Annotated in this window: 9 protein-coding genes; 8 read left to right on the plus strand and 1 reads right to left on the minus strand. The window is 39.2% G+C overall.

The window, feature by feature from the left end:
- The first annotated feature begins 159 nt into the window (after window positions 1-159).
- From ESV85_RS14675 to ESV85_RS14710, 8 genes are all read left to right on the plus strand, one after another.
- The gene (locus ESV85_RS14675; RefSeq protein ID WP_191322021.1) at window positions 160-969 is read left to right on the plus strand and encodes a UDP-GlcNAc--UDP-phosphate GlcNAc-1-phosphate transferase; all 810 of its coding nucleotides are present in this window, start codon (window positions 160-162) and stop codon (window positions 967-969) included.
- A gap of 428 nt (window positions 970-1,397) precedes the next feature.
- A complete protein-coding gene (locus tag ESV85_RS14680; RefSeq protein WP_146918833.1) occupies window positions 1,398-1,865 on the plus strand; it encodes a nucleoid-structuring protein H-NS in 468 nt (155 codons plus the stop codon).
- Window positions 1,866-1,892: 27 nt separating this feature from the next.
- Window positions 1,893-2,471: a hypothetical protein gene (locus tag ESV85_RS14685; protein ID WP_092902127.1), complete on the plus strand. Its 579-nt coding sequence runs from the start codon at window positions 1,893-1,895 to the stop codon at window positions 2,469-2,471.
- Window positions 2,468-3,310 (plus strand): hypothetical protein, encoded by an 843-nt coding sequence (locus tag ESV85_RS14690; protein WP_146918834.1) that lies wholly within the window; start codon window positions 2,468-2,470, stop codon window positions 3,308-3,310. The genes ESV85_RS14685 and ESV85_RS14690 overlap by 4 nt, the downstream gene beginning before the upstream one ends.
- The gene (locus ESV85_RS14695; RefSeq protein WP_317130794.1) at window positions 3,267-5,747 is read left to right on the plus strand and encodes a leucine-rich repeat domain-containing protein; all 2,481 of its coding nucleotides are present in this window, start codon (window positions 3,267-3,269) and stop codon (window positions 5,745-5,747) included. The genes ESV85_RS14690 and ESV85_RS14695 overlap by 44 nt, the downstream gene beginning before the upstream one ends.
- A 768-nt stretch (window positions 5,748-6,515) precedes the next feature.
- Window positions 6,516-8,042: a hypothetical protein gene (locus ESV85_RS14700; RefSeq protein WP_146918836.1), complete on the plus strand. Its 1,527-nt coding sequence runs from the start codon at window positions 6,516-6,518 to the stop codon at window positions 8,040-8,042.
- On the plus strand, window positions 8,030-9,520 hold the full coding sequence (locus ESV85_RS14705; RefSeq protein ID WP_146918838.1) for a hypothetical protein: 1,491 nt from the start codon (window positions 8,030-8,032) through the stop codon (window positions 9,518-9,520). Before ESV85_RS14700 ends, ESV85_RS14705 begins: the two co-directional genes overlap by 13 nt.
- Window positions 9,517-10,686 carry a hypothetical protein gene (locus ESV85_RS14710; protein ID WP_146918840.1) on the plus strand — a complete coding sequence of 390 codons (1,170 nt, stop codon included), beginning with the start codon at window positions 9,517-9,519 and terminating at the stop codon, window positions 10,684-10,686. Before ESV85_RS14705 ends, ESV85_RS14710 begins: the two co-directional genes overlap by 4 nt.
- Here the strand turns inward: ESV85_RS14710 and ESV85_RS14715 are convergent.
- Window positions 10,647-12,014, minus strand: a complete 1,368-nt coding sequence (locus ESV85_RS14715) for a hypothetical protein (protein ID WP_146918842.1) — start codon at window positions 12,012-12,014, stop codon at window positions 10,647-10,649. The two genes, ESV85_RS14710 and ESV85_RS14715, sit on opposite strands and share 40 nt — an antisense overlap.
- Window positions 12,015-12,376 lie beyond the last annotated feature (362 nt).

The raw sequence follows: 12,376 nt of genomic DNA on the forward strand, positions 1-12,376 counted from the left end.
TTTATTGTTTTTTTATCTCTGCTGCTAATAGCGTTGATTTACCACCGGCTTGCATTAAGATTCAATATCATTGATAAGCCCAATCATCGAAGCTCACACATCCACTCCACTGTTAGAGGAGGTGGGATACTGTTCCCTCTGGCCGTTATCTTTTGGTGGATGGCTTTTGATTTTCATCATACCTGGATGGTTCTGGGGATTATTTGGATTGCAGCGATTAGCCTCTTAGATGATATATACACTATATCAAGTAAAATACGCTTCGCCATTCAATTCGTCGCCTTGACCATGGCTTTTTACGATTTGGATGTCTTCCTACATGTAAATTGGTTGGCTCTGCCTGTCCTCTATTTTATTTCTTTGGGTATCATCAATGCGATCAATTTCATGGATGGTATCAATGGTATTACTGGTTTATATGGCCTTGTATTCTTAGGGTCTATGCTTGCAGTGAATATTTACACAGGGATATTCGATCAGTATTTGCTTCGCTATGAGATTCTGGCCATTTGCGTTTTCCTGCTCTTCAACCTGCGTAAAAAAGCTTTGATGTTTGCCGGTGACATAGGGAGTATTTCCCTCGCATACTTGATGATATACCTACTTATTCAGTGGTATCTGACATCAGGATCTTGGACAGTAGTACTCTTTCTATTGGTATATGGAGCCGATGCCGTACTTACTATAGCAGATAGACTAAGAAAAGGCGAGAAAATATCTGAGCCACATCGATCTCATCTGTACCAAATACTCGCCAATCAAGGTAAAAATTCGCACGTGAATATTGCCTTAGCCTATGCAGCTCTTCAGCTGGGGATCAACTTTGTGTTTTTTATCTATCCAAAAACTACCCCTAGCTCTTATTTGGGAATAGGGATGATAGTAGGGGTTGGCCTGGTCTATCTGGGTATTAAGTCCTTACTTCTTAAAAAGTATTCAAATACGCCCAACCAACAACATTCTAAATAAAAAGGCCCAGAGAAACTCTGGGCCTTTTTTTATATGGCTACTGCCACAATTAAAACTTAACGCTAAATCAAAGTTGAGACCTTAAAGACACAAATAAAATACCCTGCATAGGGTATTTTTTGTTGATTTTGGAACTTTTTCCACCGATTTCATAAATATTTTACATTTTCCAAAAATCATTGGATCACTTATTGATATATCAATACTCGTAAAATGAGTGGTTTTGAAACCCTATGGAGTAACCGCTCTCGGGACTCATTCACCGCTCAGAGGACAATTGAAATTATTAACAGAAAGCATTTTTGATTTGCGATACCTATTGTGAGTTAATCATATGATTTTATTTACTTTGTACCCAAATCAAGAAGTAGGGGAAGCCCCTGTTTTAAAAAATTAAAAAACCTCATCATCTTAATCTAATCCCCAAAATGAAGCAAAAATTGTTCTCTATTTCGGTTAACCGCTCACTTATGATTGCCTTGGTAGCCATGTTGGCTATGGGTGCATGTAAGAGTAAAAAGAAAGTAGCACAGCCTGCACCTCCAGCGCCAGTTGAGCAGGTTCAACAGCCAGCTCCACCTCCTGCACCAGTATCTTCAGCAGAAGAAATTGCAGTCGGTAAACTGGAAAATTATTTTAACAGCGTAGCTGCAGCAGGTAATGCGTCCATTGCAAACCAGACTATCCAAGAAGTTCTTGGTATGTTCTCTAACCAGGAAACTCCAGTTTTGATCGTAATTCACGAAGAAAACGGAATTAAGGATTACGATGAGCCTACTACAATCAAAAAGTACTTGGAGTACTTGAAAGACACCAAAAAGAACTTGAATTACATCAGCGATATCCGCATGGATGCTAATGGTAAGGTCTCTGAATTGGAGCTTAGAAGAAAATAATCGCCCATCTGAAAAAATAAATTACACATGAAAAATATAATGATCCTTTTCCTGGGCCTTTTCCTCGCTACTTCAGCAAGCGTATTAGCTCAGTCAGAAACAATTAGCCCAGCTAGAAAGCAAGCTATTGACTCACTTGCACTAGAGAAAGTAAAAGATTTAAGTAAATATATCAGCATCATCGGTAGCAAAGAGACTCAGTTCTCTGAAGCAAATCGTGTGATGGACCGTGCCGAAGAACTTTTCTCTCCAGGAGCTGAAATGGGCGTTTCCAGTATCAATACAAACGAAATCGCTTATTACAAAGTAAGACGTTATTTTGAGCGTTTGATGGCTTTGAACTATGATAGAGTAAACATCACTTGGTACGATATCCAGTACATCTCTGACCTTGAAAGACAGCCTGACGGAAGATACGTAGGTGTAGTTACCGTGTTCCAACGTTTTGAAGGAACATCTATCGAGACAGGTATGAATTACAAAGACACAACTAAGAAAGATATCACGATCTACGTCGAGAAAAAGCAAACCCAAATCGCTGGTAGAACCATCGAATTCTGGGACGTCATGCTAGGTGACGTGAGAGTGACTGAAACCTCCGCATGAGAATAGTAACTTTAATTTTTGCGATACTAATCGCAAGCATCTCAATCGTCTCAGGGCAGGGAATAGGAAGCCCTGGGACGATTAAAGATGATGGCAAGTTTGCCGCTTCTACCAAACAACTAAACCAATTCTTCCGAAGATTTAATGGAGAAGAGTCCCCTACGGATGGCAATGTGCGCTATTACCCTGGCGACAAAGACTATCATAGTACTCCACTGAGAAATGGGTTTTTGAAAATACTTTTTGACAATCAAACCTCCTCAGTAAATCAAGACTTGAAAACTCAGTTCTCTGATTCTGTGCTTTCACCTAACTATCCCAAATACTTAAACTTCCATAGAGAAGGTTGGTATTCGGAAGTACAAGCAATATTCCTCTACAAAGGAAAAAGAGAAACTGCAACCATCATATTGAAAATTCAACCTGAAGGATTAGGGTACGAATGGGTAATAGATGAGGTGTCTTTTCCCCCTTTCAAGGACATATTCAACAAGCCTGTAGGCGACTCAAAAGACTTTTTACACCCACTAAGTCATGAGCTTGGTTTTATGAACCTAAGAAGAGCCTTTCAGGACTCAAAAAGACCTGAATCATTCACAGAATCGAGTTTTAAACCCGATTACCTGACCTTGTTTTTGTACGAAATGAAACAAAATAACCTCCGCTACGAAACCGTAACCGATGTTAAATTTCACTTCTTCCAAATAGAAGGCTGGTATTTTGAAGTACAACAATTCAACCGCCCTGGCTTTAATACAGGTTGGCTGATTTCAAACCTTGTCAAACTTAACCCTGGTGACAAGGAAACTATCCAGAAATACATTTATGATCAGAACTAAGACCATTTATCTAAGTTTTCTTCTCTTTGGTTTGAACTTCTCCGGAATTGCTCAGACTATAAAAGGCTATACCAAAGCTGAAATAGATGACTATTCGGCTAAAGTAGAAGATCAGGTACGCTTTTTAGAATACCTGCTCAATACAATTGGATCCGCCGAAACTCAGTCTAGAGATAAGGATGTAGTCATCCGTGAAAGCTATTTGAAGATTTTCCGTGATGGAGAAGTTCAGGTAGAAGATGATCTCCTGCTAGACAGAAAAGTCGTTACCAATAAAAATGTAACTGCCTACCTCAAAGACATAGAGTTTTTCTACAAGGATGTCAATTTTAAATTTAAAATAAGAGACGTAAAGGCTCACCAGAAAGATAATGGGGATGTGTACTTTACTGCCTCCCTAGATAGAACTATCACCGCTATCGGTATCAACAACGAGAAAATATCCAATACTAAACCTCGCTTCGTCGAGGTCAATCTGGATACCAAAACTCAAGAACTGAAAATCGCCAGCGTATACACCACCAAAGTAAGCCGCGACGAAGAACTTACAGAATGGTGGGGAGTTCTTGATCCGCACTGGCAAGACTACTTTAGAAACCGCTTCGCCCTAGGTCAGTTTGATTCCATTAATGTAGACATGCTCTACAAGTTTGTAGAGGTCGATTCCCTCGACCTTTCCGGTACTAATACCCTGTTGGACCTCAGTCCTATGGAAGCTATGCGGAATCTGAAGTATGTGAACCTAAGCAATACTCAAATCACCGAATTAGGGCCTATTTCTAATGTGACATTCCTGGAATACCTGGATGTATCCAATACCCCTACTTCTGATATACAGTTTATTAAGTACTCAGACCGCTTAGAACACCTGGATATTTCTAACACTAGGATACGAGATATTAGCGAATTGGTCAACCTGAAATCAATCAGATCTCTGCGTGTGGAAGAAACTCCCATCATGAGCTTTGCTGTACTCAATCAATTCGACAGCCTCAAAAGCCTCTATATCTCTAAAAGCGGATTTAATAATACCGAAAACATCAAGAATCTATCAAAACTGGAGAACCTTGACCTGAGCAATAATTACCTGGTCAACTTCAGCCAACTCTCTGATTTATCATCCTTAAAGAATCTGAATTTATCAGGCACCAATATTCAGGACTTGGCACCTTTGGCAGGTTTGAAAAATCTGGAAGTCTTGGATATCACAGGCACTGAAGTCTCTGATATTTCAGCTCTGAACGGTAAAACTGATCTGAGTAAAGTTTTGGCAGATGAAACCAAACTATCTGTTTTGGCTTCTGACAATTTCATCCGAACTAACCCTAAGGTTTTACTGATCCATCATGTGAAGGATTTGGAAAGCTGGTGGACTGGATTATCGGATGCTTGGAAATCAAGCTTGAAAAAAGCCAATCCAAGAATTACCACTGACAATCCTAGCGTAGAAATACTTACAAGTACCATAGGCCTGGAAGAACTCGATTTGAGCGGAGCCGGTATCAACACTTTAAATCCTATCACCAGATTCGTTAAACTTACCAAGGTGGATTTCTCAGATAATCCTGTTTCTGAAATTATTTCCCTCAGCGAAGTGAAAACCTTGGTGGAAATCACCGGAAAAAATTCTCAGGTAAAAGATATTTCTCCTCTGAAATCAAATGAGGAATTGGTGAAAATCAATCTGGATGGAAGCCCTGTATCAAGTATTCTTACAGTAACTAGCCTTCCTAATCTAACCTACCTGAATGTCAATAGTTCAGAGATATTCACTGATGAAGTACCTGAAGTCCTCATTCACAAGCCTGGCTTGACTATCGTTTACCGTACTGAGGAATTGAATGCCTGGTGGGAGGGACTTAATGATGGCTGGAAGGAAATCTTCAAAAAACAGTTCTCACTACCTGAAGCACCATCTACTGAGCAGCTTCATGCATTGACAGAAAAGTCTTCTCTTACCTTCGAGCGTGTTTCTGTGGATGATATCCATGCACTTACAGCCTTTGTCAACCTTCGCTCCCTAGTGATCTTTGATGCGCCTTTAGGTTACATAGCTCCTATTTCCGAACTCAAACTATTGGAGAAACTTAGAATTTCCCAAGTGCCGGTTGTTGATTTCTCCCCATTGAAGGGTCTTTCTCTATTGAAGGAACTGGATATCAGTAATTCTGGAATAGAAGACCTGGATCCCTTAGCTGGTTTGATGAATCTGAAGGTTCTAAATATCTCAGGTACCAACCTAAAGACTCTGAAAGGTCTGGAAGGATTGATTCATCTGGAAGAAATGGATGTGGCCAGTACCAATCTACGATCCTTAAGACCTATTGAAGGACTTACAAACCTCAGAAAATTATCCTGCTTCAATACTCGACTGAGTAGCAGAGCTGTAGATAATTTCAAAAGCGCCATTCCAAATTGTGAAGTAAGATATTACTAGAGAAATAATTATCAAGTACTTAGTATCAAGTATCAAGTACAAAGTCTACAGACTAGCACTGTCAAACTCCCCTTTAGGGGCCGGGGGTTCACTCCCCTTTAGGGGTTGGGGGTGGGGTGAAGTAAGGTATTACTAGAGTGCTAAGTACTGAGTATCAAGTATCAAGTACAAAGTCTTGCGTCTAGCACTGACAAACTCCCCTTTAGGGGTTGGGGGTGGGGGTGGGGTGAAGTAAGGTATTACTAGAGTGCCACGTACTGAGTAGCAAGTACTAAGTCTTAAATCTTAAATCTTGATTCTTAAGACTTCCGTCTTCCGTCTTAATACTTAAATCTATCATCTACCACTGTCAAACTCCCCTTTAGGGGCCGGGGGTTCACTCCCCTTTAGGGGTTGGGGGTAGGTCGGGGGTGGGTAAAAGTAAAAGGGATAAAAAAATGTTATAAAAAATCCCTTTAATATTTTCTTAGAAAAAGTAGTGTTTGAAAAGTTGCTTAATCACCCTGACATAAAGGTATCAAGTGCTTCTCAGAAAAAAATACCCTATACAGGGTATTTTTTTGCTTATACACCTGAAAGTTCTCCACAGAATAGTATTATTACAAGGTTTGCTATGGATATTCTACCATTGACTAGCTGAATAAAACTAAATATTCTCAAAATTCTCAGTACCTTTTTACTTTTCTAAGACCAATTCCCAACAACCAACCAACCACCAACAACCCCCGACCGCCGTGGCGGAAACAACTAACAACGAACTCCAACCTATTGATCAAACTTCTCGCAGGCTTTACCTCTCTATCACTTCTACTGATTCTCTTCGCGGTGAATCGTGGTTTTGATATCTCCGACGAAGGACTTTATGCTTTACTGTCACTTCCAGAGCAGGAAAATATCGCAGGAATTTTCAACTATGATCTTTTCTTCAAACTCTTCTACAAGCTCACCGGAATTCAGTTTGGGATTGTTGGTTTGAGGCTGCTCCGCTTGTTCCTCTACTTGTCAGCCGCGCTTTCCCTCACATACTTCTGGAAGACATTTACCCAAGCAGATAGGCTTTCCTTCAAACATTATTTACTGGCCTTACTTGGACTTTTCGCAGGCTATGGTTTTTTGCCTCAAAGCTTATCTTATAATTCTTTGAGCGTAGTAATAGCCTGTTTTTGGTTGACGTTGATCTCCATTAGAAATAAAACCACTACTCAATACCTCCTAATAGGCCTGCTGCTCGCCTGTATGGCCTATACTAAAATCACCGCTAGCTTGGGACTAGGCATGATCACTATACTCTGGATGATTTATGGCAAACAGTTCAAGTGGACTTACATCCTTGGTCTTCTTATTCCTTTGGCAATTATAGAATCAATCCTGTATCTGACATTGGGTGACTTTGCACTTTCCCGCCTAGTGGAAGCCCGCCAAATGATGGGACATCGCGCTGAATACTCCTTTCTATTATTACTTAAATACTCAATTGTCGGCTTTTCTTGGCTAGCATTAGTTTCCATCCCTTTTTTCATTGCCGGCAAACTTCATACTTCAGCTCCCAAACTGAAGTATACTATCCTCTTCATTGCCCTGATTCTATTAGGATGCATAGCCTACTTCACAGCCATCACGCAGGAGTGGAACCATCTTGTATTGCTGCTTACGGTAGCAGTTCTTGCCTATTTTGCTCCGCGCCTGTCCTTCGAATCCATATCCTCCCATCAACGATTTTTATTGGCTACACTTTTACTACTGCCATTCCTGCTGCATTTGGGAAGTAATGTCTATTGGCTTCGATTGGGAATTCATTATTGGGTCTTTTGGGTTCTTGCCGCCCTATATGTAGGTAGCCTTATTCATGCTAGACTTGCTAAACAAATGAGTGTGGCAGTTGGGGTACTTACTTTAATAATGGTGGTAAATGGAATCTGGATTCATCCTTTTCAGCAAGAACCACTGTGGATGGCCACACAGAAATGGAGCTATGGAAATGGAAAAAGTATTAAGCTCACCAAGAAACAGCTTGATCTGTTAACGGCCATTGAACCATTTGCTCAGGATCAAGATCAACTTTTGGCTTTCTATAGAATTCCCGGAATCCCGTATCTTCTGGATAAAACCTCTCCCAAGTCACCAGGCTTCTGGACAAAGAGTCAAACAGAGTATTTTTTTCCTTCTGGATATCAGGCTGAAGTCCTGCTCTTTTACCCTCTGGATTCCTTACCTTCCTTTGTGAAAAGCGATTTTTCTAAGAACTATATGCAGCTTCCCGATGGAGAAGAATTACAGATTTTATGGAGAAAATAAAGTCTAGCCCCTTTATTTCGTTCTGGTCATTTCTCGGTCTGGGAGCAATGATTATCATTTGGTTTTTGCCTTGGAGATTTCAGGTAAATGATGATGAAATCATGATGTGGCTGGTTTCCGGAGCCTATACCGGAACCCCAGAATCCTACGCGGTTTTTATCCACCCCATCCTCAGCTGGATCTTTTCCAAACTCTATACCTTCGTTCCAATTGTCCCTTGGTATCCACTGACATGGTTTTTGGTGATGTATCTAGCCTATGTGGTTTTTTTGATTCAGATTACTCTGAAATGCAGCACTTTTTGGACTAAGCTTAGTTGGGCGCTATTTCTTTTCGGTCTATTTATACATTTCTTGTTTTTCCTTCAGTTTTCCATCGTGGCAGCATTTGCCATAGCTGCCGGACTGTCAAAAAGATTTGAACTGGGCAGAACAAATAGTGCAAACTGGTATAAAATCTACCCCTCTGATTTACTGATTCTGGCAGGACTGTTAATACGTCAGGAAGTTCCTATGTTGATTTTTATCGGAATGCTGGGTTTAAATGTGCTGGTATTCCGGGAGAATAGGATTTACCGCGCACTTCTTATCCCAATCATCTTTTTAGCATTCTCCTATTCGCTAACTGTCCTGAGCACAGATCATGAATTCAGGAAACTTAATCAGCTTAGATCTTCAGTGTTTGACCATCCGGTTTTACAATTGAATAAAGAAGATTTTAAAGAGAGTCATCCCGAACTTTACCATTATTCAAATGGACTGATTGACTTCGAAGAAGTTCCTGATTTGGCTTTTAAGCTAAGAGAATGGAAAGTCTTTCTAAATTCGGAAAGGACTAGACAATATACATTGCCATCAATTTACACATCCCTTCATACCTATATTGAACATGAGACCTTCCTGGTTTCCATCATGGTGTTTTTCATTGCTTTCACGCTTTTCGGGAAATCCAAAAAACAATTGATTGTGCTAATCTTGCTAGCTGCTGTTTTGGTGCTTCTATCTCCGTTCTACCTGATAAAGGTTCAGATCTACGCAATTCTGTTTTTACTTTATTTCTTGATCTCCCTAGATAAATCTCCTGAAGGATCACTACCAGTCTATCTTTCAAGGTCCATAGGAACCTTGTTAGTACTTGGTATTTGCTTTCATTTTTTCTCCTATACCAAGAGCTCAGAAAATTTCCCCTCAAGCCAAAAGCTTAAAAATCAACTAAAAAACCTCAAAGCGGAAGGAATAGATGAGGTGGTGCTAATTGCCGCTGGTGAAGTCTACCATGAGTTGGTATTTGACAATCCCTTACCTTTTCAGGTCTTAGGTTGGCCAACACTTTTAGTGAGGTCTTCTCAATTAGATTCCTTAAGCAGCAGAGCCTATTTAGTGGATTCGGCTACCTATGCCAATAATGCCTCTTATTTTAAGGGTATGATAAACCAACCTAGCACTTGTGATCAGGTACTTTTAATTTCTAACGAATGAAGGAATTCTGGGCTGGCATTAAAAAGTGGAAATATGATTTACTGATAGTGGGACTATATAGTTTCACTATCACTTTTATGATTATGAATTTCAAACATCTTGTTGATATCAAAATTCATAATTTTATTTTAATTGACTACTTAGATGCTGGATCCTTTCCGATTCCTCCAGGATATTATGGGTTAATCTACTTGGTAGATTTGGTAGCCCGCTTTCGACATCCATTTGTATTAAGCTCTATTCTGGTTCTCACCCTATTTTTGTGGTGGAAGTATAGGATAGTCTTTAATTTCTTTAAAACTCAGATTGATCTCACAAATACTAAGCTATTCCTACTTTCAATAAGCGTTATTTTTTTAGGGCCTATTTATCTACCTGGGATAGATGAAGGGCTTTGGTATTTGGGTAAGTTCACACCCACTATCTGGCATAATTCGACCACAATTGCCGTTTTTCCATTTTCTATCCTCCTTTGTTTTCAAACCTTACAATGGAGTGAAGACCAATCACCAAATAGAATCTACAAGATTATTGCAATGGGTTTAGTCTTACTGTTAATCAAGCCAAGTTTTTTATTCTGTTTTGTTCCTGCCTTGCCTGTTTACATATTCATTAAGGAAAGAAGATTTTCACCTATGCTTTGGAAGTCTATCTTAATAATGCTGATTTTTATTGCCCTTATTTTACTTGAAAAGCACTTGATATTTACCTGGGATCCAATTCGGGAAAAGTTATATGACCCAGATGAGATCTCACAAATAATCATTAGCCCCTTTAAAATTTGGCTTCACTATTCACACCAACCTATTCTGGATTTGCTAAGCAGTATTCCTCTGCTTATTTGTTTTTTGCTCCTCTGGAGGAAGACTGCTTTCGAAGACTCAATGTTTACCTTCACTTTTATCCTTTTGATGTTTTCCTTTATCGTTTATTTCTTGTTTTCAGAAACTGGTTTTCGTCAATACCATGCGAATTTTTACTGGCAGATCCCCATCGCGCTTTTTTTGAATTACATGAGTATTCTTTCTATTATCCTCAAAGACTACAGATCTCAAAGCAATCTCTTCACTTTTAACACAAAATTTTTAGTTGCTGTGTACTTACTTCAAGTAGTATTTGGATTTGCCTATTGGGTAAGAATTTTTGCATTTGAAACCTTGATTTGACCATTTTTGGTACCTAAAAAGTAATTGTAGGGTTTGGTTTCAATCGCATAGTAAGGCAAAATATATTCTATTCTTTCTCCTTTATTGCTTACTATCGGCAGATGGCTAAGTGAGTAAGTTTGAAGTAATACGGAATCCAACATGATCACAGGGGCGGAGAGTTCTTCTAATTCCAAGATGGTTTCTACCGGTATAACTTTCACACTTGGATTCATTCTCAACTGAATTAACTTTTGCTGAAGTGGGATTACCAGTAGGAAGGATATGAAATTCAAGCCTACTAGACCGTAGGCCAATTTCCTGTTTGTTGAGATCAGCGATAAGTTTAAAAATATAGCCATCGGAGTGTACATTCTCAACTCAGACCAGTCGTAATTCTTGTAAAGAACAATATTGAAAATCAGGATAACACTAAGTATAAAGGATCCAAAAAGAAGGACTCTGCTTTTTCTTAAAAAATACAGGGAGCTAAGAAGTGATAATCCAATCCATATTTTCTGAAGGGTATAAAATTTCCCCTCAGTGAAATGTATCGCAAAATATACATTGCGCTTACTATTGAAAAAAATACTGTTCCAAGCATCACCGAAATTTCCTGATTCTATCAACATACCTAATTCGGAAAATGTGTTTGGAACTTGCTCATGCAGATAGAATTGCATAAGGAAAGGAAGGCACAAACCCAATGGGATAAATAACCATTTCCATCCTGAGCCTGATTTTTCTATGAGCAAGGGTAACCCAATAAATGCAAAAAACCAGGTGCTTCTGATCAATCCTAACCCAAGAATTAAAAGGATTAGGATAGCAAAGCTTTTCTTATCAGGCCTTCGGATATACTGATTTGTTGCTAAGAACAGAAATACTGCACCAGCTACATGGATTAGTTCAGGTAAAAAAGTGGTAGAATAAAAGAATGCAAAGGGGGAGCCTAATACTACTAAAGTCTGAAGTAGCTTTTCATTCCAAGTAGCTTTTTTTCTGAGGTTCAATACAGCAAGCGAAATAAGTAGAACTCCTGCATTAATTAGTACAATATTCAAGTTGCTCCAGCCAATTACTAAGGATACTCCTCCATAAATAATAGGGTAGGCAGGCCCGTGAGCATCCACTCCCCATAGCCTTGAACCAAAACCACTATAGGTAAACGGAGCCTTGAGACTTAGGGATTTAGCAAAACTTTCAGCGTTCTTAAAATAGAAATACTCATCTCCGTAATAAGGGGAATAGGAACCATCAATTAACAAGAAAAAGTAGGTATATATGACCAAAGTCCCCACTACAAGGATTAAAACCGGATGAATCTTTTCAATTTTACTGAAATCCATTAAAATCCTTCTGAGTTATGTGATTAGTAGTGTCGCCAATGATTGAATTCATTAAAGATTGATAATAATTAAACCAACTCCAATTGAGCCCCTAGTTCGGTTATCCTTTTACACAAGTTGCAATTCCCCTCCCGAGATCAATGATCAATTATCAATGTTCAATTTTCAATTATCAACCCCCGTCCGCCGAGGCAGAACCAACCAGCGATAATTTTAAATTCTTTTCATTTTAAATCACTAGTGTCCGACTAAAGTAAGAATTTCTCAGAGAGGTTGAAAAGAACTTAATCAGAGGAGATTTTTGGGTGAAATTGGAATGTAAGCCCACTAGGTTGGAAATAGGGCCGTTTGGTTGGCTTTCA

The organism is Algoriphagus aquimarinus (assembly GCF_007997215.1).
GTDB lineage: Bacteria > Bacteroidota > Bacteroidia > Cytophagales > Cyclobacteriaceae > Algoriphagus > Algoriphagus aquimarinus_A.

Coding starts and splice junctions, on each gene's coding strand:
- ESV85_RS14675 (WP_191322021.1), top strand. CDS start 160: ATGGCTTTTGATTTTCATCATACCTGGATGGTTCTGGGGATTATTTGG.
- ESV85_RS14680 (WP_146918833.1), top strand. CDS start 1,398: ATGAAGCAAAAATTGTTCTCTATTTCGGTTAACCGCTCACTTATGATT.
- ESV85_RS14685 (WP_092902127.1), top strand. CDS start 1,893: ATGAAAAATATAATGATCCTTTTCCTGGGCCTTTTCCTCGCTACTTCA.
- ESV85_RS14690 (WP_146918834.1), top strand. CDS start 2,468: ATGAGAATAGTAACTTTAATTTTTGCGATACTAATCGCAAGCATCTCA.
- ESV85_RS14705 (WP_146918838.1), top strand. CDS start 8,030: ATGGAGAAAATAAAGTCTAGCCCCTTTATTTCGTTCTGGTCATTTCTC.
- ESV85_RS14710 (WP_146918840.1), top strand. CDS start 9,517: ATGAAGGAATTCTGGGCTGGCATTAAAAAGTGGAAATATGATTTACTG.
- ESV85_RS14715 (WP_146918842.1), bottom strand. CDS start 12,014: ATGGATTTCAGTAAAATTGAAAAGATTCATCCGGTTTTAATCCTTGTA.